Origin of the sequence: Pseudomonas sp. 09C 129, assembly GCF_002843625.1 — a bacterium.
GTDB classification, from domain to species: Bacteria; Pseudomonadota; Gammaproteobacteria; order Pseudomonadales; family Pseudomonadaceae; genus Aquipseudomonas; species Aquipseudomonas chlororaphis.
This window is the reverse complement of record NZ_CP025261.1, coordinates 3,334,513-3,358,231: the sequence shown is the minus strand read 5'-3', so window position 1 is coordinate 3,358,231 and position 23,719 is coordinate 3,334,513. Positions and strand designations below refer to the sequence as shown.

At 61.8% G+C, this 23,719-nt stretch carries 26 protein-coding genes; 17 read left to right on the top strand and 9 right to left on the bottom strand.

The genetic code is table 11. The annotated features are described in order from the left end of the window. Positions 1-3: 3 nt before the first annotated feature. The 4 genes from CXQ81_RS15265 to CXQ81_RS15250 are packed head-to-tail and all read right to left on the bottom strand — an operon-like array spanning position 4 to position 3,248. On the bottom strand, positions 4-534 hold the full coding sequence (locus tag CXQ81_RS15265) for a nuclear transport factor 2 family protein (protein ID WP_007931973.1): 531 nt from the start codon (positions 532-534) through the stop codon (positions 4-6). A 16-nt stretch (positions 535-550) separates the two neighbouring features. After that, the gene (locus CXQ81_RS15260; RefSeq protein ID WP_007931975.1) at positions 551-910 is read right to left on the bottom strand and encodes a hypothetical protein; all 360 of its coding nucleotides are present in this window, start codon (positions 908-910) and stop codon (positions 551-553) included. 25 nt (positions 911-935) lie between these two features. Further along, a complete protein-coding gene (locus CXQ81_RS15255) occupies positions 936-2,108 on the bottom strand; it encodes an acyl-CoA dehydrogenase family protein (RefSeq protein WP_101337685.1) in 1,173 nt (390 codons plus the stop codon). A gap of 27 nt (positions 2,109-2,135) precedes the next feature. Continuing rightward, positions 2,136-3,248 carry an amidase gene (locus CXQ81_RS15250; RefSeq protein ID WP_037036061.1) on the bottom strand — a complete coding sequence of 371 codons (1,113 nt, stop codon included), beginning with the start codon at positions 3,246-3,248 and terminating at the stop codon, positions 2,136-2,138. A gap of 790 nt (positions 3,249-4,038) precedes the next feature. On the opposite strand from CXQ81_RS15250, the gene CXQ81_RS15245 reads away from it, so the two are divergent. The 7 genes from CXQ81_RS15245 (at position 4,039) to CXQ81_RS15215 (ending at position 11,596) form a co-directional block, all read left to right on the top strand. Next, a complete protein-coding gene (locus CXQ81_RS15245) occupies positions 4,039-5,187 on the top strand; it encodes an ABC transporter substrate-binding protein (protein WP_007931979.1) in 1,149 nt (382 codons plus the stop codon). 107 nt (positions 5,188-5,294) lie between these two features. Continuing rightward, a complete protein-coding gene (locus CXQ81_RS15240) occupies positions 5,295-6,326 on the top strand; it encodes a branched-chain amino acid ABC transporter permease (protein ID WP_007931981.1) in 1,032 nt (343 codons plus the stop codon). Further along, a complete protein-coding gene (locus tag CXQ81_RS15235; RefSeq protein WP_007931983.1) occupies positions 6,323-8,125 on the top strand; it encodes an ATP-binding cassette domain-containing protein in 1,803 nt (600 codons plus the stop codon). Before CXQ81_RS15240 ends, CXQ81_RS15235 begins: the two co-directional genes overlap by 4 nt. Next, entirely contained in the window at positions 8,122-8,916 is a 795-nt protein-coding gene (locus CXQ81_RS15230) for an ABC transporter ATP-binding protein (protein WP_172963059.1), read from the top strand. Before CXQ81_RS15235 ends, CXQ81_RS15230 begins: the two co-directional genes overlap by 4 nt. A gap of 81 nt (positions 8,917-8,997) precedes the next feature. After that, positions 8,998-9,984, top strand: coding sequence for a ketopantoate reductase family protein (locus tag CXQ81_RS15225; RefSeq protein ID WP_007931987.1), 987 nt, complete (start codon positions 8,998-9,000; stop codon positions 9,982-9,984). 23 nt (positions 9,985-10,007) lie between these two features. Continuing rightward, a complete protein-coding gene (locus tag CXQ81_RS15220) occupies positions 10,008-10,772 on the top strand; it encodes a class II aldolase/adducin family protein (RefSeq protein ID WP_053260822.1) in 765 nt (254 codons plus the stop codon). A 347-nt stretch (positions 10,773-11,119) separates the two neighbouring features. Then, complete coding sequence (locus CXQ81_RS15215) at positions 11,120-11,596, top strand: MarR family winged helix-turn-helix transcriptional regulator (RefSeq protein ID WP_007931992.1); 477 nt, start codon at positions 11,120-11,122, stop codon at positions 11,594-11,596. A 391-nt stretch (positions 11,597-11,987) separates the two neighbouring features. Here CXQ81_RS15215 and CXQ81_RS15205 read toward each other — a convergent pair whose 3' ends face one another. After that, positions 11,988-12,608, bottom strand: a complete 621-nt coding sequence (locus CXQ81_RS15205) for a LysE family translocator (protein ID WP_101337684.1) — start codon at positions 12,606-12,608, stop codon at positions 11,988-11,990. A gap of 181 nt (positions 12,609-12,789) precedes the next feature. Here CXQ81_RS15205 and CXQ81_RS15200 point away from each other — a divergent pair, with 181 nt between their 5' ends. Then, a complete protein-coding gene (locus tag CXQ81_RS15200) occupies positions 12,790-14,541 on the top strand; it encodes a phospholipase D-like domain-containing protein (RefSeq protein ID WP_101337683.1) in 1,752 nt (583 codons plus the stop codon). A 59-nt stretch (positions 14,542-14,600) separates the two neighbouring features. On the opposite strand, the gene CXQ81_RS15195 is transcribed toward CXQ81_RS15200, so the two are convergent. The 3 genes from CXQ81_RS15195 to CXQ81_RS15185 form a co-directional block, all read right to left on the bottom strand. After that, positions 14,601-15,053 carry a hypothetical protein gene (locus tag CXQ81_RS15195; RefSeq protein WP_053260819.1) on the bottom strand — a complete coding sequence of 151 codons (453 nt, stop codon included), beginning with the start codon at positions 15,051-15,053 and terminating at the stop codon, positions 14,601-14,603. A 166-nt stretch (positions 15,054-15,219) separates the two neighbouring features. Further along, the gene (locus tag CXQ81_RS15190; RefSeq protein WP_101337682.1) at positions 15,220-15,681 is read right to left on the bottom strand and encodes an NUDIX hydrolase; all 462 of its coding nucleotides are present in this window, start codon (positions 15,679-15,681) and stop codon (positions 15,220-15,222) included. A gap of 45 nt (positions 15,682-15,726) precedes the next feature. After that, entirely contained in the window at positions 15,727-16,179 is a 453-nt protein-coding gene (locus CXQ81_RS15185) for an Lrp/AsnC family transcriptional regulator (RefSeq protein WP_053260817.1), read from the bottom strand. Between the two features lie 181 nt (positions 16,180-16,360). Between CXQ81_RS15185 and CXQ81_RS15180 the strand changes: the two genes are divergently transcribed. Continuing rightward, positions 16,361-16,978, top strand: coding sequence for a LysE family translocator (locus CXQ81_RS15180; RefSeq protein ID WP_087087765.1), 618 nt, complete (start codon positions 16,361-16,363; stop codon positions 16,976-16,978). Positions 16,979-17,054: 76 nt separating this feature from the next. Continuing rightward, positions 17,055-17,540, top strand: coding sequence for a MaoC family dehydratase (locus tag CXQ81_RS15175; protein WP_101337681.1), 486 nt, complete (start codon positions 17,055-17,057; stop codon positions 17,538-17,540). 55 nt (positions 17,541-17,595) lie between these two features. On the opposite strand, the gene CXQ81_RS15170 is transcribed toward CXQ81_RS15175, so the two are convergent. Further along, positions 17,596-17,940 (bottom strand): cupin domain-containing protein, encoded by a 345-nt coding sequence (locus CXQ81_RS15170; protein ID WP_007932019.1) that lies wholly within the window; start codon positions 17,938-17,940, stop codon positions 17,596-17,598. Positions 17,941-18,195: 255 nt separating this feature from the next. Between CXQ81_RS15170 and CXQ81_RS15165 the strand changes: the two genes are divergently transcribed. The 7 genes from CXQ81_RS15165 to CXQ81_RS15135 all read left to right on the top strand — a co-directional run bounded on the left by CXQ81_RS15165 (position 18,196) and on the right by CXQ81_RS15135 (position 23,704). Beyond that, positions 18,196-18,732 (top strand): AAA family ATPase, encoded by a 537-nt coding sequence (locus CXQ81_RS15165; RefSeq protein ID WP_101337680.1) that lies wholly within the window; start codon positions 18,196-18,198, stop codon positions 18,730-18,732. A gap of 394 nt (positions 18,733-19,126) precedes the next feature. After that, positions 19,127-19,735 carry a hypothetical protein gene (locus CXQ81_RS15160; RefSeq protein WP_101337679.1) on the top strand — a complete coding sequence of 203 codons (609 nt, stop codon included), beginning with the start codon at positions 19,127-19,129 and terminating at the stop codon, positions 19,733-19,735. A 251-nt stretch (positions 19,736-19,986) separates the two neighbouring features. Beyond that, positions 19,987-20,388 carry a GFA family protein gene (locus CXQ81_RS15155; RefSeq protein ID WP_101337678.1) on the top strand — a complete coding sequence of 134 codons (402 nt, stop codon included), beginning with the start codon at positions 19,987-19,989 and terminating at the stop codon, positions 20,386-20,388. Positions 20,389-20,542: 154 nt separating this feature from the next. After that, positions 20,543-20,842, top strand: coding sequence for a hypothetical protein (locus tag CXQ81_RS15150; RefSeq protein WP_101337677.1), 300 nt, complete (start codon positions 20,543-20,545; stop codon positions 20,840-20,842). A gap of 108 nt (positions 20,843-20,950) precedes the next feature. Then, on the top strand, positions 20,951-22,024 hold the full coding sequence (locus CXQ81_RS15145) for an FAD-binding oxidoreductase (protein ID WP_101337676.1): 1,074 nt from the start codon (positions 20,951-20,953) through the stop codon (positions 22,022-22,024). A gap of 5 nt (positions 22,025-22,029) precedes the next feature. Further along, complete coding sequence (locus CXQ81_RS15140; RefSeq protein WP_101337675.1) at positions 22,030-22,710, top strand: phytanoyl-CoA dioxygenase family protein; 681 nt, start codon at positions 22,030-22,032, stop codon at positions 22,708-22,710. A 100-nt stretch (positions 22,711-22,810) separates the two neighbouring features. Then, entirely contained in the window at positions 22,811-23,704 is an 894-nt protein-coding gene (locus tag CXQ81_RS15135) for a LysR family transcriptional regulator (protein WP_101337674.1), read from the top strand. The last annotated feature ends 15 nt before the right edge of the window (positions 23,705-23,719 follow it).

Sequence of the window (23,719 nt, the reverse complement as noted above, 5' to 3'; positions counted from 1 at the left end):
GTGTCACTCCCCGGATTGGCCAGGTACGGGCAGGTGGGCGGCGCTATTCCAGGTATCGACCGGGCGACTGAACAGGTTCTCGGTCTGAAAGTGCGCCATGCGCCACTGCCCCTGTTCCTGGGCGAACCGCACGCTGAGGCGAGCGCTGTTGAGGTGCGAGGCACCCGAGGCAAAGGTCGAGGCCTGCAACATCACCCAACTGGCATCCGCGGTCTCGCCGCTGACCCGGATCAGCTCCGAGGTCAGGAAATGCACGTTCAGCGAAAAGTGCGCAGGTTCGACCATGTAGGTCGCAAACATCGCTTTGATCGCCTCACGCCCGCGGTAACCGCCGAAGCTGTTCTGGTACCTGGCTCCCTTGCCTTCCCAGATCGCCTGCGCCGTGAACAGAGCGGCCAGCTCCTCGAGGGGGGAGCCCACGCCCAGTTCATCGCACAGGAACATGTAGCGGTTCATGCAGGCGCGAATGGCGTTCTCGCTTTCCAGCTGTTGGAGCCGCTGCTCCAGTGCGCGCAAATGCTCTTGTGATGACATGGCGACTGCTCTCGATTCAGCGCTGGATGATCAGTTCGCGACCGGTACGGGCCTCGACCTTGCAGTACTTCCAAAGTTTGTAGGGGCCATCGCCGACCTCCGTGGTGCGAAACAGATTGCAGGCGGCGTGGACGGTTTCGATGTCCGGCACATCGGCCAGCAGATACGTGGTCCAGGGCCAACCGGCGGAGGGGCCGACCATGCTCTGGTCATCGTCCATGTTGCCCAGCACGGTCACGCCAGGCAGATCGGCGATGCCGTTCCACATGACGCCGAACGCGGCCCATACCTCCAGCGCCTCGGGACGCGGAGCATCGAAGAAGTTCTGGTTGATGCCGATGCAGAACAGGACTCGCAGGGATTTTTTATCGGTCATGGGGTTCACCAATCAGTAGGGAAAATTACAGGTAGCCCGGCAGCGGCTTATTGCCGAAGAAAATCGCGCCGGCGTTCTGGTAAGTCATGTCGCCCATGAAGGCGTGCTGGGTAATGACCTGGGTGTCGTTGACGAAGCGCGACAGGGGGCTGGTACGGTACACCCCGCTCATACCCGAAAGCATTTGCGCGGTGCGCGCTACATCGGCCGAGATACGAGTGGCATGGGTCGAGGACAAGCGCAGCATATTGGTCTGCTCGACACTCACCGGATCGCCGGCCAGGACGCTGGCCCAGGCATCGTCGATCGCCTGATAGAACCACGACCGCGCAGCGCGCAGCGCCGCTTCGGCCTTGGCCATTTCGACCTGAGCCAGCGGCCGGTCGGACAATGACGGCGCACCGGTCACGGAGATTCGGCCACTGGCCATGCCACTCAACTCGTCGAGGGCAGCGCGCGCAACGCCCAGGCCGACCACCGACAAGACCTGAGTGGCGAACGACAGGGACGGATAGCGGAAAAACGGCTCGTCAAGACTCGAAGGACCGCCGCGAACGAACGTCCACTCCTCAGGCACCACGACGCCTTCGACGACGACGTCATGGCTGCCGGTGCCGACCAGGCCGACGACGTTCCAGGTTTGCTCGATCCGCACCTTTTCCCGAGGCATCACCGCCAGCCGTGGAAGGCCGAGCATCTCGCCGTTCTTCGGGCTGATGCCCACCCCGATCAGCGACGCCCCCATGCAGCCGCTGGAAAATTTCCAGCGCCCGTTCACCTCCAGGCCACCTTCGACAAATGGCGCGGGCTGCGGTGGGAAGATCCCGCCGGCGAATACCACGTCAGGCGAGTCGGCGTAGATTTTCTGCAGGGTTTCCAGCGGTAGCGCCGCCAGATAAACCGGGCTCATGCCGAAGCTGGCGACCCAGCCGGCGGACCCATCGGCGATGGAGATGTCCTCGACCATCTGGCAAAACTCGGCCGGTGAGCGCTCGTCACCGCCGAAGCGCTTGGGCACCAGGGCACGATAGACGCCGAGCGTGCGGAACTGTTCGATGACATCCTGCGAGATGCATTTTTGCTGGTCGAATTCTTCATTCCGGGCACGCGTGCGAATCTCGACCAACAGATTCTGAAAGGCTTCATTCGCCGTGATCGGCACACGGCGCTGGTGATTCAGCTCGCTTGGCGCAGTCATGGGTTTCTCCATAGTAAGCATGACGATTTACTCTTCCAGGCGCCGGACCAGCTCGCGGGCGACTGCACACAGCAGTTCGTCCGCGCCATGGGCGGCAATGAGTTGCAGGCCTATCGGGAGCCCCGAAGCGCTTTCCAGAGGAATGCTCAGAGCCGGATGACCGGAAAGATTGAAAGCGCGCACCAGTGAGGTCATGCCCAGGGCGGCGCGAGTGTCGGCCGCATCGACGACCCGCAATGGGAAGTCGGGCATGGTCGGCATGGCCAGGATTGGGGTGATCGCCAGGGCTGCGTCCACTTCTGCGGTAAACGCGCGACGGGTGATTTCGGCTTCTTCAACGAACTTGGCCGTGGTCAGGCTGGCTGCGCGCAAACGGTCGGCGACATCGCTGCCGACCCGGCCGGTTTGCAGCAGATGACCGCACGCGGCCCAGGTTTCGGCGTTGATGATCGCCATCCCGGCGCCATACGCTGCGGACATACCAGGCAGCGTCTGCTCAAGCAGCTTGAAGTGCGAACGCCCCAGCGCCTGGTTAACCACCGCCTGGATCTGTTCGTGGACCTCCACCGCGACTACGCCGATAGCAAGATGCTCGGGCAGCGGGACGGGGGCGAACGTGGGATCGATGATGCCCATCGCTTCGATCAAGCGATCCATATCCCGCGCCAGGGGGCCTACGCAATCGAGGGTGCTGTGCGTCGGCATGACACCCTGGCGACTGATCCGGCCAAAGGTAGGCTTGAGGCCGAAAACCCCGCAGCACGCCGCGGGAATCCGTACCGAGCCCCCGGTATCGGTGCCCAGCGCGAAGTCGCAAAGCCCGCCCGCCACCGCCGCCGCCGAACCGCTGGAGGAGCCACCCGGTATATAGCCCGGGTAGCGCGGATTGGCTGCCGTGCCCGTCCAGGCGTTGAGGCCGGTAGTCCCGAAAGCCAGTTCATGCAGGCTGGTTTTGCCGGTGATCCGGCAGCCCGCACCCAGGAGCGCCCGGACCACTTGGGCATGCTCGCCGGCCGCCGGAGCATCGACCAGTGCGTTGCTTGAAGCACGGGTCGGATAGCCCGCGATATCGATGGTGTCCTTCACCATGACCGAAAGGCCATCTCCCCCTAAAGCTAAATCCTGGACAACGATCGACATGCTCTTTACCTGCTCTTTGTGTATCGCCAGAACGGATGCCCTCGGCATGAAAGCCTGGGTGAACGCTTAAATCTAAAATCATAATAATTACGTGAAATGTCAATTGAATTTTACCAAATAAAAAGATGTGTATTTTCGGTGCAAATTTTCACTTTTCGCACCAGTGACGTGCAGTTTGGTAACACCGGCATAGAGATAGGAAAAACCGGAAAACATAATATTTACCCTTATAAATCAATAAGTTAATTACATATCAATAACGATTAACAACAAAACATTTGAAAAATATCGAGTTGACTCTTCCGTCAGAAAACCCAAAAACAAAAAAATAAAACCGTGAAAAAAACCACTTAAAAAGCATAAAAAAACACTGATTTTTCAGTGTTAAAATTCTTGGTTTTCGGGGTCGATCAAGGCCTTTATTGATCCAGATCAAAGCCTTGCCCAGCATGGTGTGGTGCCGGTTTTATCCGCCTTCCAGATGCCCCTGTGACAGACCGCCGGAAGGCCTTGGCAGGATCGCCTCGACACTGCCCGCTCCGGGTATCGCCATGACGGGTTTGCGCCCTGCACCAAAAAATTTCTGGCATGCAACCTGCTTTTGCCCTCATCGCCTTCGATCGATAGCTCATGGTCGAGCGCCACCTCAATGGCTCGGTAACGCCCCAGGGGTGTCGCAGCAGTTCGCCCAAAAAAACAGGGCCGTACCTTGGGCCGTACTCGCACCACGTCGTGGTCGGGGCGGCTGACCATTAGCCTTTTGCCGCGTTGCAACTCTTCGGAGAAAGTCATGCTTTTCAGAAAAGCCGTGTCCACGTTGTTGTTGAGTGCCGTCTGCGCTGCCGCCCAGGCAGATGTGAAAGTCGGGGTCATTACCTCCTCCACCGGGCCGATCGCACTGGTCGGGCTACCCCAGAAAAACACTATCCCCCTGCTGCCGGCCCAGGCTGGCGATCAGGCGGTGAAGTACATTTCTCTGGATGATGCGAGCGACCCGAGCGCTACGGTGAAGGCGCTGAAGAAGTTGATCGACGAAGAAAATGTCGACGCCATCATCGGCCCGAGCGGCTCGCCCAATGCCATGGGTGTGATCCAGTTCGTCGCCGAAGCTGGCGTGCCGCTGCTGGCCCCGGTTGGCACCGCCGCGGTGGTGCTGCCGATGACCGAGCAGAAGAAATGGGTATTCAAGACCACGCAGAACGATGACCTGATCGCCAAGGCGCTGTTCGAACACATGGCCAAGAAGGGCGTGAAGACACTCGGCTTCATCGGCACCGGTGACCCTTATGGCGAGAACTGGGCCAAGGTTGTGAGCGGCCTGGCGGCGCAGCACAACATCAAGGTCGTGGCCAACGAGCGCTTCCAGCGCCAGGACACGTCCGTCACCGGGCAGAGCCTGAAAATACTCGCCAGCCGTCCCGACGCGGTACTGGTCGCCGCGCCCGGCAGCTCGGCGGTGATGCCGCAGACCACACTGTTCGATCAGGGCTATCGCGGGCAGATCTACCAGACCCACGGCGCGGCACTGCCGGACTTCCTCAAGCTGGGCGGAAAAAAGGTCGAAGGCACCATTCTGGCTGCCAGCCTGATGCTCGTAATCGATGAAATCCCGGACAGCCACCCCTCGAAGAAAATCGCCAGCGACTACACCACGGCCTACGAAAAGCTCAATGGCAGCAAACCGGCGACCTTCGGCGGGAACACCTTCGACGCCGGCTTGCTGCTACAGCAGGCAATCCCGATTGCAGCCAAGAAAGGCGCACCCGGAACTCCCGAGTTTCGCGCGGCCCTGCGCGATGCACTCGAGCAAAGCCACGAACTGGCCGGCACCCAGGGTGTTTACAACATGACACCGCAAGACCACAGCGGCTTTGACGAACGCGGCCGCGAATTGATCGTGGTCAAGAACGGCACCTGGATGCTGCTGCAAGACCATTGATCGAAGCCTGGTTGCACGGCCCGCCGCACGCCCCGCTCGATTGCCGACGAGGCGATCCGCACCTGCACGCGGGCCTGATATTCAATCTGTAGACAAGAGCTCTCATTATGAATTTCCAGATAGCCATGCTGCTGGGCCAGGACGGCATGACCAACGGCGCGATCTATGCGCTGTTGGCCCTGTCGATCCTTCTGGTGTTCACCGTGACCCGGATCCTGTTGATCCCCCTGGGTGAATTCGTGACCTACGGCGCCTTGACCATGGCCACGTTGCAGAACGGCCACCCGACGGCCCTGGTCTGGCTGCTACTCGGCCTGACACTGATCGATTGCGCGCTCGACCTGTGGGGGGCGGCACGTGCGAGCCTTCGGCTTGCCGTACGCATTCTCTTCAAGCTCGGCTACGCGGGGCTGCTGGCGGTGCTGATCAACACCTTGCCATTGGCCGAGTTGCCGATGGCGGTCCAGGCGCTGCTGACGCTGGCGCTGGTGGTACCATTGGGGCCGCAAATCTACCGCCTGGTGTTCCAACCGATCGCCTCGGCCAGTTCGCTGGTCCTGCTGATTGTGTCGATCGCCGTACACGTCAGCATGACCGGTATGGCGCTATTGCTGTACGGCCCCGAAGGCGCCCGCACCAGGCCCTTCTCCGAAGCCGGGCTGGAACTCGGTCCGGTGACCTTCAATAGCCAGACCCTCTGGGTCCTGACCGTGTCCCTGGGGCTGATCGTCGGTTTGTACCTGTTCTTCGAGCGCACGCTTTATGGCAAGGCCTTGCGTGCCACCGCGATCAACCGCATGGGTGCCCGGCTGATGGGGATTTCCCCGACGCTCGCGGGCAAGTCGACCTTCCTGCTCGCCGCGCTGATCGGCACGCTTTCGGGGATCCTGATCGCGCCGATCACCACACTGTACTTCGACTCCGGTTTCGTCATCAGCCTCAAAGGTTTCGTCGGGGCGATCATTGGCGGGCTGGTCAGCTATCCGGTCGCCGCACTCGGCGCCCTGGCGGTGGGCCTGATCGAAGCCTTCTCCATGTTCTGGGCCAGCACCTATAAAGAAATCATCGTGTTCACGCTGATTATTCCGTTCCTGCTTTGGCGTTCATTCACCCGTCGTCATGTGGAGGAAGAAGAATGAATTCGCGCTACCTGTTACTTGCCTTGCTGCTGGCGGTGGGCATTGCGCCGCTGCTGTTGCCCCCCTACTACGTCACCCTGCTCAACTACATCGGCATGTACGCCATGGTGGTGCTGGGGCTGGTGCTGCTCACAGGCGTCGGCGGCATGACCAGTTTCGGCCAGGCCGCGTTCGTCGGGCTCGGTGCCTACACCTCGGCCTACCTGACCACCGCCGAACAATTGCCGGCCTGGCTGGCCTGGGCCGGAACGTCACCCTGGCTGACGCTGCTGGTGGGCGTGGTGCTCACCGCTTCGGTCGCGCTGATTCTCGGCGCGCTGACGCTCAAGCTGTCCGGGCATTACCTGCCGCTAGGGACGATTGCCTGGGGGCTTTCGCTGTACTACCTGTTCGGCACCCTGGAATCTCTGGGCGGCCATACCGGCGTCGGTGGCCTGCCGTCGATCTCGTTGTTCGGCCTGAAGCTGGACAAGGGCGAGAACATTTTCTACCTGATCTGGGCCCTGCTGTTGCTGGCGATCGTCATCACCCAGAACCTCCTCGACTCTCGCGAAGGCCGCGCCATCCGCGCCCTCAAGGGTGGCCAGGCAATGGCCGAATCGATGGGCGTCGACACCTTCCGTTCGAAGATGGTGATCTTCATCATTTCCGCGGTGTTCGCGGCGATTTCCGGCTGGCTCTATGCCCACACCCAACGCTTCGTCAATCCGACGCCATTCGGTTTGAACATGGGCATCGACTACCTGTTCATGGCCTTGATCGGCGGTGTCGGCAGCGTCTGGGGCGCCCTGCTCGGCGCGGGCATCCTGACCCTGCTCAAGCAGTGGTTGCAGGACTGGTTGCCGGCTCTGCTGGGGCATACCGGCAACTACGAAATCATCGTGTTCGGCATTCTGATCGTGGTCCTCATGCAGCGTGCGCCCGCCGGTCTCTGGCCATTGCTGGCGCGCCTGATACCGGCCCGCGCCAAGGTACGCCGCCAGGTCCACAGCACCGACGCCCCGGCTGTGCCGCTGGCACATCGGCGACGGCCTGAACATGGCGAACGAGTCCTTGAAGCGCGGCATGTGACCAAACGCTTCGGCGGGCTGGTGGCCAACAACGACATGAGCCTGGAAATCCGCTCCGGCGAAATCCTCGCGCTGATCGGCCCCAACGGCGCCGGCAAAAGCACCCTGTTCAACCAACTATCCGGTGTCGACACACCGAGCAGCGGCGATGTGCTGTTCATGGGCCAGAAGATCAATGGCCTGAATGCCCGGCAAGTGGCACGCATGGGCATGAGCCGCACCTTCCAGCACGTGAAACTGCTGGGCAACATGAGCGTGCTGGAGAACGTCGCCATTGGCGCGCATTTGCGTGGCAAGCAAGGCGTGCTGTCGGCGGCCCTGCACCTGGATCGTCGCGAGGAAGCCCGGTTGCTCGGCGAAGCCAGGCATCAACTGGAGCGCGTGGGCCTCGGCGACTACCTGTATGAAGAGGCCGGGAGCCTGGCCCTGGGCCAACAACGGATTCTGGAAGTTGCCCGCGCCTTGTGCGCCGCCCCGTACCTGCTGCTGCTCGACGAACCCGCGGCCGGCCTGCGTCTGAAAGAAAAGGAAGCCCTGGGCGTCCTGCTCAGCCGCCTGCGCAGCGAAGGCATGGCGATCCTGCTGGTCGAGCACGACATGGACTTCGTCATGGGCCTGGTCGACCGCGTGGTGGTCATGGAGTTCGGCCAGCGGATCGCCCAGGGATTGCCTGAAGACGTACAGAAGGATCCCGCGGTACTGGAAGCCTATCTGGGAGGAGCCGAATGATGAACATGCAAGTGGAACCGCACCTCACACCGCGCAACCAGGTCGACGACGCCGTGCTGGAGATCAAGGACCTGAGCGTGGCCTATGGCAAAGTCGAAGCGCTGAGCGACGCCAGCCTGACGGTGGGCAAGGGCCAGATCGTGACGGTGATTGGCCCCAATGGCGCCGGCAAGACCACCCTGCTTTCGGCAATCATGGGCGTGCTTGGCTCCCGGGGGCAGGTTCATTTCGATGGCAGCCTGGAAGCCTTGCCGGAAGTGGAAGTGATGGTCTCACGGGGCCTGGGACTGGTGCCGGAAAAACGCGAGCTGTTCACCAGCATGAGCGTGGCCGACAACTTGCTGCTCGGCGCCTTCCAGCGCCATCGCCGGGGCGACCGGCGCTACAGCGAGACGCTGGCCGAAATCTATGAGCTGTTCCCGCGTCTCTGGGAGCGCCGTGAACAACTGGCAGCGACATTGTCTGGCGGTGAACGACAAATGCTCGCCGTGGGTCGGGCACTGATGGCCAAGCCCAAGCTCCTGATGCTCGACGAACCGAGCCTGGGCCTGGCGCCGCTGATTACCCGGGAGATTTTCCGGATCATTACCGCCCTGCGCGAGCAAGGGGTATCGATTCTGCTAGTGGAGCAGAACGCGCGCGCCGCCCTGCGGGTGGCCGATTACGCCTACGTGCTGGAAACCGGCCAGATCGCCATACAGGGCCCGGCGCAGCAACTGGCCGACGATCCGCGCGTGATCGAAGCCTATCTGGGCCTGGCCAGCAAGCACCAGGAAATGCTCGCCAACTGACGGCTGCCCTGCCCCGGCGACCGAAGGGCGCCGGGCGCGTCGAGCACGGTCTTATCCGGCCTTTGAACATCTGGAGTCGCGATGAACGCTATCCCCCTACGCATCGGCATCGCCGGTGCCGGTGCTATCGGCTGCACCCTGGCAGCACGTCTGGCTGCTAGCGGCCACATGGTCAAGGTACTGGCCAGAGGAGAAACCCTGAGCGCCATCCGCCGTGACGGCATCCACCTGAACGACCTGGACGGCCACCACCATGTACGGGTCGACGCCAGCGACGACGCCGCCAGCCTCGGCGAGCAAGACCTGATTTTTCTCTGCGCCAAGGCACAAGCCCTGGCCACCCTGCTGCCGCAGTTGCAACCGATGATGACTGCCGAGACGGTGGTGATCCCGGTGGTCAACGGCGTGCCGTGGTGGTACTTCCACGGCGAGGGTGGACGCTACGCGGGGCAACAGGTGAACGCGGTCGATCCGCAGTCGATTCTCAGCCGGACCTTGGATCTGCGTCACGTGATCGGCTGCGTAGTGTTCATCACCGCACACTGCCCGGCCAGCGCCGTGGCCGAATCGCGCACCCCGCACCTGATGATTTTCGGCGAACCCGACAACCGTCTCAGCCCGCGCCTGGAGCGTGTGCGCGCACTGATTGAAAGTGTCGGAATAGAAGCGCGAGCCACCGACCGCATCCGCGACAACCTGTGGACCAAGATCATCGCCAACCTCACCTCCAACCCGCTCTCGGTGATTACCGGCGCCACCCTCGAGCAGCTTTACAGCCTGCCGGAGCTCCGCGACCTGGTCAGCAGTTGTCTGCACGAAGCCCTGCTGACGGCCGCCGCTTATGGCGCGCGCGTGAGCATCGATCCAAGGACCTTTCTCGAACTCGGCGCCGGCATGGGCGCCGTGCGCACCTCAATGCTGCAGGACTATGAGAAAGGCCGCCCTCTGGAGCTGGCCGCCATCGGCGATGCGGTGCTGGAGCTGGCCGATGGCATGGCGATCCCGATGCCCATCACTCGCCACCTCATTGCCCTGGCACGCTTTCGCGGCGAACAGGCCCGTCACTGACTCACTACAACCAGGACATCGACATGGACCAGACCCCATCGGCAACACCCCAGACGTGCAGCGACGAAGAATGGGCACTGCGCGTGCAACTTGCGCATTGCTACCACCTGGTGGATTTCTTTGGCTGGACCGAGACCATCTTCAACCATATTTCCGCACGCCTGCCCGGCCCGGCGCACCACTATCTGGTCAACCCGTTCGGCCTGAATTACACCGAAGTGACGCCGGCCAACCTGCTCAAGGTCGACCTGCACGGCAAGAAGCTCGAAGACTCGCCCTATGACGGCAACCCTGCCGGCTTCGCCCTGCACAGCGCAGTGCACGGTGCGCGCGCAGATATTCAGTGCCTGATCCACACGCACACCACGCCGATTTCGGCGATTGTCATGAAAAAGGCCGGTTTTGCTCATAACGACTTTTATGGGGCGCAACTCTACGGTCGGATCGGCTACCACACCTTCGAAGGCATCACGCTGTTTGATGACGAAAAAACCCGAATGATCGACAGCCTCGGCGACAAGCACATTCTGGTGCTGCGCAACCACGGCATTGCCGTCGGCGAAAGCAGTATCGCCAAGGCGTTCTTCCTGTTGTGGACGGTGCAGCGCGCCGCCGAAATCCAGTGCCAGGCCGGCGCCTTGGGCGGTGAAGACAATCCGCTGCCGGAGGCGATCAGCCGCAAGTGCGCCGAACTCACGGCCATGCTCATTCGGGACAGCGGTTTCGCGGTGAAATTCTTCGACGCCATGGTTCGCAAAATGTGCGCCGAACTCGGCCCGCGCTGGTAATCGCGAGAGCGCTCAGTGGCTGGTTCAAGGGTCCGTCAGGCGGCCAGCCGCCTGACGGAATCGATCGAGCCAATCAGCGGGCTCGCACCTGCGATTCGCAGCAGCGCCGAACAGCCCCAGGCGCGGCTCTGCATGCTCAACCGTACCCCGGCCTTCGCACTCCTACCCACCCTGTTTTAGCCGATCAAGGGTGGCCGACACTTTCGTCAAAACCTCACACACGAGCGTCCGACCTGAAGGCCTTGCCCAAGGCACGCTGTGACCTGTCTGCTGGTTTTTTGCTGCGTGCGGCGCGACAATGGCGCCCGCTATCAACCCAGCTCACCAGAAAGACTACGCCAACCTTTATGACCACCCCGAAAAAGCGCCTGAGCCGATACAACCCCGCCAGTGAAGATTTCAAGAAGGAAGATTTTCCCTTCTACTGGCTGGCTCGCCTGCATGGCCGCTACTCCATGGCCATGGAGAAAGCGCTGAAAAAAATCGATATGGATATCCCGCGCTGGCGGATTCTGTTCATCCTCAAGGAAAATGGCGAATCAAGCATTTCGGAAATCTCCATCCATGCCATCGCAAAGCTCTCGACCATCACCAAAATTGTCTATCGCATGAAAGCCGATGGCCTGGTGGAGACCAACACTAGCGCCAGCGATGGGCGCGTGACTCAGGTCTCCCTCACCGATATCGGCCGCCATACCATCGAAGAAGTCCAGCACTGCACCAGCGATATCTTCCGCACCAGTTTCAAAGGCCTGACCGAGGCCCAGATCACCAAACTGAACGGAACCCTGGAAAAAATATTCAATAACCTGCCGGAAGACTGAACCGCAGCGAGCAAAACGCCAGGCCCGTAGCTTGAGTACCCGCTTATGGCCAATCCGCTGCATCGGCCGATTGAATCCACGGCCGAAACCAGCCCTTCTACCTCCCCCAACACCGGCCGTTTATATGAGCGCCCTTCCGCTTCAAGGTGCGCCCTTGAATGACTGACACCTTCCAGGGCAACTGCCTGTGCGGCGCCATTGAATACCAGCGCTCGTCCCGCCCCAAAGCGCTTTCCCACTGGCCATTGCAGCCAGCGCCGTAAAAGCCATGGGTGGCATTCGCCCCTTAGGGCAGCTGCGAAGCGATCTGCATATCGTTCAAAGTGCCAACCATCACGCTGGAAGGCGACGTCAACGGCCCCCGGCAAGAGCACGCACATCTACGGACAACTCAAGCCCGCCGCGCCAACAGCAACACCGAAGCCGCCGCCGACAAAAACGCCGCGCAGCAGCGGTTGAAGATCTTCTTGCCGCGCGGCTCGGCGAACCAGCGGCGCATGTGCAGGCCCATGCAGGCGTAGGCGCTGATGGCTATCCATTCCAGCAGCAGGAACAAGGCGCCGAGCACCAGGAACTGGCCGGGGACCGGGGCCGCGGGGTCGACGAATTGCGGCAGGAAGGCGGTGAAGATCAGGATCGCCTTGGGGTTGCCGATGGCCACCAGGAACTCCTGCCGGGCCAGCGCGGCCAGCCCCAGGGGCGCGGTCTTTTTTTCGGTTTCGGCCTGGGTGTCGGCGCTCCAGAGCTGATACGCCAGGTACAGCAGGTACGCCGCGCCCAGGATCTTGATCGCATAGAACAGCAGTTCCGAGGCTTGCAGCACCACTGCCAGCCCGGCCGAGGCCAGGGCGATCATCAGGGCGAACGCGGCCAGTCGCCCGGCACCCGCCAGGCAGGAGGTGCGAAAACCGTAGGCCGTCGCGTTCCTGACCGACAACAGGTTGTTGGGCCCGGGCGCCATGTTCAGGGCGAAGCAGGCCGGGAGAAACAGCAACAGGGTGGCGAGGTTCATCGAGGGCTTCTCTGCAAGGAGTCGAACGGGTCGGGCTTGCAACATATAAGAGCATCGGGGCGCAATACAACCCGCCCCCGCGACCCGGCCCGTGCTAAAACCGCCACCGCCCGCCGCGCTGTTCTACGCTGCACACATCCAGCCCCGGCTTGACTCGTCCCCCCGCGCAAGGAGCGCCCCCATGGCCGATTTCTACAACACCCAGACGCTCGACGGTTTCACCATGAAGCTGTGGCGCGGCGAACGCATGTGCCTGATCGGTTTCGATGTCGACACCCCTCCCCCCGACCTGGTGGGGTTCGCCATCGAATGCCGGTTTCCCGGCAGCACCGACTTCAAGCCCCTGCCCAACCGCATCGCCTTTGCCTACGACGAGCCGGCCCACAGCGCGGTCGATGGCCAGCGCAAGTATTCCTCGCTGGAAGCGCCCTTCCAGAAGTTTCGCTGGGTTCACGTCCCCCATGAGGTCGACCAAGGCACCTTCACCTACCGGGGCCGGATGATGCACATGGCCAACGACGGCCAGCTGGTTCCCGGCACGGTCATCGAACTGTCGATCGACCTCGACCCCATCAGCTACGAAGGCATCCTCGACATTGGTTTCACCCGGGGCTTTACCTCCTCGCAGGCCTTCCGCGACCGGGTGCCCGCGGGCGTCAAGGTCGATGTGTATGGCAAGAGCCTGATTCCATCGAAAACCAAGGACGGGCTCGACCACCCGAAGACCGAGACGGCCATGTACCAGTGGCTCGGCTTCGAGGCGGTGTCGATGATTTTCGCGGTGCTGGATGAAGTCCTACGGCAGCCGGACACCACCCTCGATGTCTTCGCCTACGACTTCAACGAACCGGACATCCTCGCCAGACTGGAGGCGCTGGGTAGTCGCCTGCGCATCATTATCGACGACGCCGGCGATCACGCCGCCCCCGACAGCTGCGAGACCCGGGCCGCCAGCCGCCTGCTGGCCTCGGCCGGCGCGGACCGGGTTCGACGCAGCCATTTCCATGGCCTGCAGCATCACAAGGTGCTGATCGCCCGGCGCAACGGCAAGCCTTACCAGGTGCTGTGCGGCTCCACCAACTTCAGCTTCCGCGGCTGCTATGTGCAGAACAACAATGCGCTGTTGTTCAAGCACCTCGAGGTAGCGGACCTGTTCGGCCGGGTCTTCGACGCCAGCTTCAGCGATCCGAAAAACTTCGAGGCCAGCGACCTGGCGCAGAAATGGCACGTGATCGAAACCGGCACCGCAACGACCGCCGGCCCGCGCCTGCATTTCTGTTTCTCGCCACACAGCGACAGCGACCTGTCGCTCAGCCCGATCGGCGGCGCGATCGACCAGGCCAGCCGCTCGGTGCTGTTCAACATCGCCTTCCTCAACCAGATCACCAGCGGCCCCCTGTACGAGTCGATCAGCCGCCTCTACAAGCGTCCGGTGTTCAACTATGGCGTGACCGACAAGGCCTCGGGCATGGATGTGATCAAGCCCGATGGCACCTCGGCCGAGGTGGATTTCGCCTATCTCGCCCAGTACGCACCGGAACCTTTTCGCAGCGAGTGGTCGGGCGGCACCGGTATTTCGGTACACAACAAGTTCGTCGTCACCGACTTCAACCTGCCGAGCGCCAAGGTCTTCACCGGTTCCTCGAACCTGTCCATTTCGGGGGAAGAAAAAAACGGCGATCACCTGGTCCTGATCGAGGACCAGAAAATCGCCGTGGTCTATGCCATCCAGGCCCTGCTGATATTCGATCACCTGCACTTTCGCAGCGTGATGCAAAAAGCCTTCACCAGCGCCGATGAGACCCAGGGGAAGCAGCCACCGCCACTGTTGCTGAAAAAACCCACGGCGATCTCGGGCCAGCCCGCCTGGTTCGAGGCGTACTACGTCGCAGGTTCGCAGAAACAGGGCGACCGGCAGTTGTTCTCTCACTAAGGGCACGAACTGTCGAAAGGTGCCAGGAAGGCCTCATGCCCTGCTGGCGCCTGCGCGGGTCAAACCGAGAAGATCATGCAACCGATCGCACCGGCCTCGTGGTAGATGGCGTGGCCGCTGTTCTCCACCGTGAACCCGCGCAACGAGCGTTTGGCCACGTCGCTATAGGCCAGGGAAACCACCCAGCGGGCCTCGACAGGCTCGGTGTATTTGGCGATTTTCTCGATATCCTTGCGGGTTTCCGCCAACAGTTTGTTGCCAGCATTGGTGGCGCTCTCGACTTTCACCTCGATGGCATAGATCTCGACACCCTGGCTGGCCAGTACATCCAGGTGCAGGGTGCCGTTCGGCGGTGGGTAAGGCGCTTCGCGAGTGCACCCCAGGTGGGCTGCGCGCAGCAGCATCAGAAACTCGACCTGGAACCAGACTTCCCAGGCCGCGCCGGTACTGATGGCGGCCTCGATGCGCGAGTGGTCACTGAGGATGATGTGGCTGAGTTCGGTGTTTTTCATCGGGCGTTCCCTCTAATGGTTGGTAGAGAGAGGAACGAGCCGACGGCGCCGTTGTGAATGTCGAGGGCGAATCTGGATCGACGGCACAAACCGCCAGCCGGAAAATCCCGGCCGCGCGGGAGATCGGCAGCCCCGCATCAAGCCAGGATCAGCCCGCGGTAAAACGCTACAAGGACCGCTCGAACACCCCCGCCTCTTCCAGCATGTGCACCAGCGCTTGCGGCCAGACGGTGGCTTCGGTGGCTCGCAGATCATCGGCGGACCACCAGTGATGATCGGCCATCACCTGGGCCTCGGCCGAGGTCCAGCCTGCACGAGAGAGCGGCTGGTCTGGCGCGTGCACCACAAAATACTGCTCGACCGAGGTCACCCACTCGCCACTGGGCAGTTGCATGGGGAACCGGCGACCGGCCACCGGCTCTCCCACCGCGCAGACCTGAATACCGGTTTCCTCGTGCAGTTCACGAATCGCCGCGACCTGGAAGGTTTCGTCCCCTTCAAGCCCGCCACCGGGCGTGGCCCAATAGTCATCCCCCGCCAGCGCTCCTTCCTTGTGCAGGAAGCGGAACAGCAGGACCTTTCGCGAAGGGTTGATGACCAGCAATCTTGCCGATTTTCGTTCACGCATCGGTATCTCCCTGAAGTGTTGTTCTGATGTGTTTGTCGACGCGTCTCACAACGGCAGCGAGCGGTCCTGAATCACCCGTTTCATCACCAGGGTCGAGGTCAGGCGCTGGACGTTGGGCAGCTTGGACAGGCGATCATCGTAAAGCTGCTGGAAGGCCGGCAGGTCGCGGGTGATGACGTGCAGCAGGTAATCCGGCTCGCCAAACAGCCGTTGCGCCTCGACGACCTGCGGGATCGGCAGCAGCGCCGCTTCGAAGGCGGCCACCGCCTGGTGATCGCCCTCGCGCAGCGTGGCAAACACCATCGCCGAAAACGTCAGGCCCAGGGCGCTGGGCGACAACTGGGCGCGATAGCCCTGGATCACCCCCGACTCCTCCAGCGCCCGCACGCGACGATGGCACGGCGACAGGCTGAGGCCGACCCGTTCCGCCAGCTCGGTCACCGACAAACGCCCGTCCGCCTGCAGCTCGGCAAGAATCTTCTGATCAATTCTGTCCATCTGGAAGGATCTCCCCCAAAACCTTATTCAGACTGGAATAATAGATAAAATATTCTCACCGCACTCCATTAATCTTTCCGCAAACCTGATCTTTGCGAGAAAGAAGCATGCCCTCCCCGATTAACACCACCGTCGACAGCCCAGAAACAGCATTCGCCCAGCAGCACAAGGCAAGACGGCCATGAGCCTGAGTATTTTCGCGGCGTTCTGGGCGGTGTCGTTTCTATTTGTGATCACCCCCGGGGCGGATTGGGCCTACGCGATATCGGCCGGCCTGTTCGGGCGGGTGGTGATACCCGCGGTGGCCGGCCTGTTGATCGGGCATCTGCTGGCGACGCTGATAGTGGCCGCCGGGGTCGGCGGGCTGATCGCCAGCAATCCCCTGGCCCTCTCGCTGCTGACCCTTGGCGGGGCTGGCTATCTGCTCTGGCTGGGGATCAATATGTTGCGCAACCCGTCCGTGCCCCGCGCCGGGGAGGCCCAGCCTTCCGCGTCCTGGGCTCGCTGGACCCTCAAGGGCGCCTGCGTCAGCGGCCTCAACCCCAAGGTGTTCCTGCTGTTCCTGGCCTTGCTGCCACAATTCACCGACCCGCTGGCCGCCTGGCCGGTGCCGCTGCAGATCGTCGCGCTGGGGCTGCTGCATGCCTTCAGCTGCGCGGTGATCTACCTGCTGGTGGGCTTTGCTTCCCGCGCCGTGTTGCAGACGCGCCCGGTGGCCGCGCAAGCGGTCAGCCGGCTCTCGGGGGCGCTGATGATCATCATCGCCGTGCTGCTGTTCATCGAGCAGATCCTGCGCTGAACCGGTATGTTCCACGGGTATCCAAAGGGCTCGAATACCGCACTCCCCCGAATACGCAAAAGGACCAGGAACCGCAATGAAAAGCTTCCGACAGCGCGCCGCCGAAGGGCTTCAGGCAGGCGACCGCTTCACCCTCTCCCGCTGTTTTTCAGAGGCGGATATCCAGGGCTTCGCCACGCTGTCCCGCGACTACAACCCGGTGCATTTCGATGCCGAGTTCGCCGCGGCCCGGCGCTTCAGGGCACCGGTTTCCCATGGCCTGCTGACCGCCAGCCTGCTCACCGAAATCGGCGGACAGATCGGCTGGCTGGCCTCGGCCATGAGCTTCCAGTTCAAGCAGCCGGTGTATGCCGGCGACACCATCACTTGCCACTGGGTCATCCAGGCGCTGGACGAACAAGGCCGGGCTACGGCGGCCATCAGCATGACCAACGAAGACGGCATCACCGTCCTGGAAGGCCGGACCAGCGGCCTGGTGCCAGGGCCGAAGGAGCGGGCAATCCTGATGCGCATGCTGGCCGAGGGCGACCCGAGCAATGGCGCGGCGGGTGCGGGGGAATGATGGGCATTGGGCGAACCGCGCGTCTGGCTCGCCCGTATCGATGTTCGGCCCGGGCTCACTCTTGCCGGATAATATCGACCGAGATCTCCCGCGCCGGAATCGGCCCTTTGTTCTCAAGCCAGTGCGTGGTGTCCCGGTCCTCGGGCCACCCCACTCCCGGGCCATAGTCCGTGTCGCCGCCATCGCGATGATCAGTGATGGTGCCTTCCAGTATGTAGACGACGCCTGGCCGGTCTTTATGGTTGTGGATCGGCCCGAATACGCCTCCAGGCTCGATGGTCACCAGGCGCATTCTGAGTTGGCGCCCGGCCATGCCCTCGATTTCGGGACCCAGGTCAATGGTTGCCAGTACCTGCACTGCAACCCCTTTGGTTTCCGGTGCCACCTGTTCATTGCTCATGCTGCTCTCCTCCCTGTACCTACAGGGCCTCACTAGCAGTAGACACCCCGAAAAGGAGAGAGCTGCCGACAGGCGACAAAGGGTCGGAGCAGGCGCTCAATGGGGACCAGGATGGATCGACATCCCGCTCTCGGCTTCAGGCCCCACACTGGCAACACACATTCCATTCCCGGTGCGGTCGGCCCCGCTATTCGCCTTTAACTGGCGATGCAAAACCGGCACAATCGCCGGCTTTTTTCGCGACAGGAAGCGCCCATGCAACGGATTGTAATTCTGGGTAATGCCGGGAGCGGCAAATCCACCCTCGCCCGAGCCCTCGGCAAGCGCCGGAACCTGCCTGTGGTCCACCTGGACACGCTGTTCTGGGAACCCGGTTGGGTCGAACCCGACGCCGAGCAGTTCCGCGAACGGGTCCGCGCGGCGCTCGCACCGGCTGCCTGGGTGTGTGAAGGCAACTATGCCCGGCGGACCTTCGACCTTCGCCTGCCCCGTGCCGACCTGATCATCTGGCTCGATACGCCACGGCTCACCTGTTTCACCCGGGTGATCATACGCAGCATCATGAACCGTCCCCGGCCTGACCTTGCCGCAGGCTGCGCGGAAAAGCTCGATCGGGCATTCCTGACCTTCCTGCGCTTCGTATGGACTTTCGATCGCGGCTACCGCCCGGGTATCGAGGCGGTACGCCTGGCCATAGGTCCGCAGATTCCCACGCTGCACTTGCGCGGCCGCCGGCAGATTGCCGCGTTTCTCGATAGCCTGCCGGCGACGCCTGAAGCCTGCCTGGAGTGAATGCGGGGTCGCCCTCCCGGCACCACGTCCGGTTGAACCCGCAGCCGATAGCGGCCAGTCACGCCTGACGGCTTACCACCCTTTGCAATCGTTCGCTGGTGCCCAGGAAATCAGGGACGATTCAACATTTGACTTGCCAAAGGAGGGAATAGCCCTTGCTGCCCCCTTGGAGGGATTGGCTATATAAATAAACGCACATCGATATTATGAAACGCCATTTTCGAACTATACGTAATACATTCGCAATCACTTTCACGGAGGAACTTGATCGTTAATAAAAAACATGACCATGCGCTTAAATTGCTCGCTTCGTTCGCAGGGACGAGCTAAAGCCCGCCCCTGAGTTCAATCGTTAGCTATATATCATCTCTCGGGATAGTCGAAGGGAATTGCTATGAACAGATCATTGGATGTTGTTCACTTGAGTAGCGTGACGTGCGAAGACGTTGAATTGCTATACAAGGAAAAGGCGAGGCATCTTCATGAGAAAATCGATGCGACCAGGGATGCTTATTTTGGATTCATCTTCCCGATAAATCGCACTGATCTTTCTGCGGTTTCAGAAGCATTCGAGTTGAATTACCAGGTTGCGCAGATGATCTATAAGAAAAGCAAGGAGTTTTCCACCTTCAAAGTCCCTGGCAGGAAGTTTGGCCAGCTTACCAATCATATATACGGTGCGTCCGTACTCGCCCTGAGAGGGAAAAGCCTTGATACAGGTCTAGAGTCGGTCTCTGATCGCAGTATTAACGAACTTGCTGCTGCAAACGAGGATGTAATCCTGGAGATTGCAGGTGTGAGAGCATCCTGGTTCGGAAGAATATTCTTTCCTGCGCAAGCATTTTCAAATGCAATTTCTGTTTTTGGCGGCAACGTAAGTCCGGAAGCGCTTTTTGCTCTGGCCAAGGACTACGGTTATGCAAGTGTCGCGGGCAGTCGCAATACGATCAGGGGCGATTTCGGTATTGCCCTGTGGCTGACTCTACTTGCCCGGGCGCCTTGAGCCTTATGCTGACAAGTGGCGCCTAACACCTTGAATAAAGCGCTTCACGGACAATCCTTACTATGAAACCCTCAGGAATCACAACAAGGGTTCGAGGAAGCGCTTTTACACTCTCTCGGCTTCGAGCAGCCAGTGGCGAGCGTCGCTTCTGGGCGAAAGCCAGTGTTAACGAACAGCAATAGTCAGCCATTCGACATCCCCGACACCGACTGCTTAAATGGGCGCCCTTCCGTTTCAAGGTACGCCCTTAAATGACTGACACCTTCCAGGGCTGCTGCCTTTGCGGTGCCGTCAAATACCAGCTCTCGTCGCGCCCCAAGGCACTTTCCCACTGCCATTGCCGCCAGTGCCGGAAAAGCCATGGAGCGGCATTCGCCAGCTATGGCAGTGTGTTGCGCAGCGATCTGCGCATCGTGCAGGGTGCCGGGAGCCTCCAGTCCTATCGATCGTCCGAAACGGTGCTGCGCCAGTTTTGCGGCCAGTGCGGTTCGTCGCTGTTCTGGTCCAGGGACCAGGGCGAATACGCCGACTGGATCTCGATCGCCCTGGGCACTCTGGATACGCCCTTCACCGCGGATAAACAGAAACACATTCAGGTGGCGTTCAAGGCTTCGTGGTACGAAATCCAGGACAATTGGCCGCAAGAACCATGACTGCAATAAGGCAAACACGGATGGCAACCGACGCAAGGCACACCCAAACGCATCCACTCCGCCAGACGGCCCCAGGGCCAGGCGCGATACCCTCTAAGCTGAATAGAACAGCACTGCGAACACGCCTCTACCGTCTTGATACAGGGGAACCGGAATGACCAGAAAAGCAGCACGCCACTACTCGTCATGGATCCTGTTTTCCCTGCTCGCCATCAACCTGGCGCTGATCGCGGGATGTTCAAGCAAAGCCGCCAAGTATCGTTATTCGACCGCCAGCATCGGCTCGAACTGTTACGCCAAAGCGCTGCCCACTTCCGGCGAGGGCGGCCTGGCCTGGGGTTCCACCCTGGGCATGGCGCGCCAGAAATCCCTGAATAACTGCATCCGTTATGCCGGCCGCTCCGGCGGCACGCCCGGCACCTGCAAAGTGGTGTTGGCGGAGTGCAAAAAATAGTAGTGCAAAAGAAATAACAGGGAGCTTGCGAAGCAGGCCGCTCGGTTCTCAGGGTATTCGTTTATCTGGATGCCCTACCCTCATCAGGTCGACAACATGGAGGTTGATATGGGGAACGCGGTAAACAAACGCGTCGTGGTCATTGGCGCGGGCATAGTGGGCGCGTCCCTGGCGTATCACCTGGCGGGCAGAGGCGCGAAGGTCATTCTGGTGGAGGCTGAAGACATAGCGTCCGGGGTGACGGGACGCTCATTCGCCTGGATCAACACCGCCCACGACGGGCCCGATCCCATCGCCTCATTGCGCGGTGCGGCGATCCAGGAATACCGCCGGCTCGAAACCGAGCTGCCTGGCCTGAAGGTGCGCTGGACCGGTGCCCTGTCTTATGGCACAAACCCGAGTGAAGCGCTGCACGCCTCGGGTCACCCGCCTTCGGCAACCCGGCTGTCGCGCTCACAGATCCTCGACCTTGAGCCAAACCTCAAGCATCCCCCGCAGCAGGCCATGTACGCCGCCGAAGAAGGCGCGCTGGACGCTGTGCAAGCAACCCAGGCGTTGATCGCCGGCGCCCAGGCTCATGGCGCGCAGGTGCTCACCCAGACGCGGGTGCTCGGCTTTACCACCCAGGGTGCGCGGGTGACGGGCGTCACAACCGCAAGGGGCCGTATCGAGGCCGACGTTGTCCTGCTGGCCGCTGGGACGGGCATCAAGCAGCTGACCGAGCTGCTGAACCTGCCCCTGCCAATAGCGGCCTCCCCAGCCATATTGATCCGCTACGCCTCACAACCCGACCTCGTGCGCACCCTTATCTCCAGCCCGGAAATGGAAGTGCGGCAAGGCCCGGACGGCACGCTGCTGGCGGCGGAAGACTACCTGGACGACACGTTGGAAAACCAGCCAGCCGCGATAGCGCTGCGCACCGCCCAGGCCATCCGGAACGAGCTCCACGGGGTTGCGTCCATCGAGCTGGAGTCGGCCTGTGTCGGGCTCAGGCCCATGCCGGTCGATGGCACGCCCATCATCGGCTATCTGCCCGATATCGGCGATGTGTATGTGTGTGCGATGCACCCTGGCGTCACGCTGGCGGCGATAGTCGGCCGCCTGGCCAGCGAGGAGATCATCGACGACACGGCATCCCCTGCCCTTGCCCTCTGCCGTCCCGGGCGATTTTTCCAGGCATAGGGACCATGACCGACCGCGAGCAACTCCATCGAGAGGGTTACGTGCTGCTGCGCCAAGCGATCCCGGCCGAGTGGCTGGGTGAGCTGCGTGCCGTGTTCGACGCGGGCGTGATGCCGTCGAACCAATGGCCTGTGCCCCGTGGCATGGACTGGCGCCATTCGCTGCTGGACGCGGATTCGACGGTTCAGGCGGTGTGTCGCCTGCCGCAGGTGCTGGCGGTGGTGGGCGAGTTGATCGGGGAACGCTTCTTCCTCTCCCAGGTGGAAGGTCGCGAGCCCCTTGCCGGTGGCGGTCAGCAGCAGCTGCACCGCGACTTGTCGGCCCAACGGCCAGGCGACATAGCCAACGCCCTGGCTTTTTTCGACGACTATGGCCCCGGGAACGGCGCCACCCGTATCGTCCCCGGCAGCCATCGCCCCGGGCCGGGAGAGCCGCCACTGGACTTCACCGACGAGTCGCGGTCGGTGCAGCTTTCAGGCTCCGCCGGGGACATCCTGGTGTTCGATGTCGATCTGGTACACGCGGGCTGCCTGAACCCGAGCGGCGCACGCCGTCGCTCGCTGCTGATCAGCTATTTTTCCGAACCGCTCTATGCGTCGCACCTGGAAACCCTGGGCCTGCGCAATATCCGGATGGACACCACCGAGCGCTTCGATCCGGCGGACTTTGCCCTCGGCCGGGTCTAGTCCGCTCGCCGCCGCGCCTCCCCTCAAGTGCCATGAAGTGCTGAACGATTGCCCATATCGGATGGCATAATCCCCCATCGTTCATAACGGGGACGGATAAATGACCACTGAAAGCTACGACCTGCTCGCGATCTTCGCCGCCGTGGCCCAAGAGCGCAGCTTCACCCGCGCCGCCGCCAGGCTCGGCATGTCGCAGCCGGCCTTGAGCCGGGCCATGCGCCAATTGGAAGAACGCCTGGGCGTCAGGCTGCTGGCGCGCACCACCCGCAGCGTCTCCCCCACCGAAGCCGGCGAACACCTGCTGCGGGTGGTCTCCCCCCGGTTCGAGGAAATCAACGACGAGCTGGCCTTGCTCAGCAAGTTCCGCGACAAGCCAGCGGGCAAACTGCGCATCACCGCTGGCGAGCATTCGGCGATCACGGTCCTGCAACCGGCGCTGGAGAAACTGCTGCCCGAGCATCCCGACCTCAACATCGAGATCATCGTCGACTACGGCCTGACCGATATCGTCGCGGAAGGCTTCGACGCCGGCGTGCGCCTGGGCGAGCAGGTGGCCAAGGACATGATCGCGGTGCGCATCGGCCCCGACATGCGCATGGCGGTGGTTGGTTCCCCGGAATACTTCGCCCGCTACCCCAAGCCAAAAGTGCCGAGCGACCTGATGCAGCACAACTGCATCAACCTGCGCATGCCGACCTACGGCGGCATCTTCTCCTGGGAGTTCGAGAAAAAGGGCCAGGCACTGAAGGTGCGGGTCGAGGGCCAGCTGGTGTTCAACAACATCGCCATGCGCCTGGACGCCGCCCTCAAGGGGCTGGGGCTGGCCTACATGCCGGAAGACCTGGTGCTGGCCCATATCGAGCAGGGTCGCTTGATTCGCGTGCTGGCGGACTGGTGCGAACCCTTCTCCGGCTACCACCTCTACTACCCCAGCCGGCGCCAGAGCTCACCGGCCTTCACCCTGCTGCGCGACGCCCTGCGTTACGCAAACTGATGCCCTGAGCGGGGG

Bases quoted from the DNA above. Each gene is read 5' to 3' on its own strand.
- CXQ81_RS15265 (WP_007931973.1), bottom strand. From the start codon at position 534: ATGTCATCACAAGAGCATTTGCGCGCACTGGAGCAGCGGCTCCAACAG.
- CXQ81_RS15260 (WP_007931975.1), bottom strand. From the start codon at position 910: ATGACCGATAAAAAATCCCTGCGAGTCCTGTTCTGCATCGGCATCAAC.
- CXQ81_RS15255 (WP_101337685.1), bottom strand. From the start codon at position 2,108: ATGACTGCGCCAAGCGAGCTGAATCACCAGCGCCGTGTGCCGATCACG.
- CXQ81_RS15250 (WP_037036061.1), bottom strand. From the start codon at position 3,248: ATGTCGATCGTTGTCCAGGATTTAGCTTTAGGGGGAGATGGCCTTTCG.
- CXQ81_RS15245 (WP_007931979.1), top strand. From the start codon at position 4,039: ATGCTTTTCAGAAAAGCCGTGTCCACGTTGTTGTTGAGTGCCGTCTGC.
- CXQ81_RS15240 (WP_007931981.1), top strand. From the start codon at position 5,295: ATGAATTTCCAGATAGCCATGCTGCTGGGCCAGGACGGCATGACCAAC.
- CXQ81_RS15235 (WP_007931983.1), top strand. From the start codon at position 6,323: ATGAATTCGCGCTACCTGTTACTTGCCTTGCTGCTGGCGGTGGGCATT.
- CXQ81_RS15230 (WP_172963059.1), top strand. From the start codon at position 8,122: ATGATGAACATGCAAGTGGAACCGCACCTCACACCGCGCAACCAGGTC.
- CXQ81_RS15225 (WP_007931987.1), top strand. From the start codon at position 8,998: ATGAACGCTATCCCCCTACGCATCGGCATCGCCGGTGCCGGTGCTATC.
- CXQ81_RS15220 (WP_053260822.1), top strand. From the start codon at position 10,008: ATGGACCAGACCCCATCGGCAACACCCCAGACGTGCAGCGACGAAGAA.
- CXQ81_RS15215 (WP_007931992.1), top strand. From the start codon at position 11,120: ATGACCACCCCGAAAAAGCGCCTGAGCCGATACAACCCCGCCAGTGAA.
- CXQ81_RS15205 (WP_101337684.1), bottom strand. From the start codon at position 12,608: ATGAACCTCGCCACCCTGTTGCTGTTTCTCCCGGCCTGCTTCGCCCTG.
- CXQ81_RS15200 (WP_101337683.1), top strand. From the start codon at position 12,790: ATGGCCGATTTCTACAACACCCAGACGCTCGACGGTTTCACCATGAAG.
- CXQ81_RS15195 (WP_053260819.1), bottom strand. From the start codon at position 15,053: ATGAAAAACACCGAACTCAGCCACATCATCCTCAGTGACCACTCGCGC.
- CXQ81_RS15190 (WP_101337682.1), bottom strand. From the start codon at position 15,681: ATGCGTGAACGAAAATCGGCAAGATTGCTGGTCATCAACCCTTCGCGA.
- CXQ81_RS15185 (WP_053260817.1), bottom strand. From the start codon at position 16,179: ATGGACAGAATTGATCAGAAGATTCTTGCCGAGCTGCAGGCGGACGGG.
- CXQ81_RS15180 (WP_087087765.1), top strand. From the start codon at position 16,361: ATGAGCCTGAGTATTTTCGCGGCGTTCTGGGCGGTGTCGTTTCTATTT.
- CXQ81_RS15175 (WP_101337681.1), top strand. From the start codon at position 17,055: ATGAAAAGCTTCCGACAGCGCGCCGCCGAAGGGCTTCAGGCAGGCGAC.
- CXQ81_RS15170 (WP_007932019.1), bottom strand. From the start codon at position 17,940: ATGAGCAATGAACAGGTGGCACCGGAAACCAAAGGGGTTGCAGTGCAG.
- CXQ81_RS15165 (WP_101337680.1), top strand. From the start codon at position 18,196: ATGCAACGGATTGTAATTCTGGGTAATGCCGGGAGCGGCAAATCCACC.
- CXQ81_RS15160 (WP_101337679.1), top strand. From the start codon at position 19,127: ATGAACAGATCATTGGATGTTGTTCACTTGAGTAGCGTGACGTGCGAA.
- CXQ81_RS15155 (WP_101337678.1), top strand. From the start codon at position 19,987: ATGACTGACACCTTCCAGGGCTGCTGCCTTTGCGGTGCCGTCAAATAC.
- CXQ81_RS15150 (WP_101337677.1), top strand. From the start codon at position 20,543: ATGACCAGAAAAGCAGCACGCCACTACTCGTCATGGATCCTGTTTTCC.
- CXQ81_RS15145 (WP_101337676.1), top strand. From the start codon at position 20,951: ATGGGGAACGCGGTAAACAAACGCGTCGTGGTCATTGGCGCGGGCATA.
- CXQ81_RS15140 (WP_101337675.1), top strand. From the start codon at position 22,030: ATGACCGACCGCGAGCAACTCCATCGAGAGGGTTACGTGCTGCTGCGC.
- CXQ81_RS15135 (WP_101337674.1), top strand. From the start codon at position 22,811: ATGACCACTGAAAGCTACGACCTGCTCGCGATCTTCGCCGCCGTGGCC.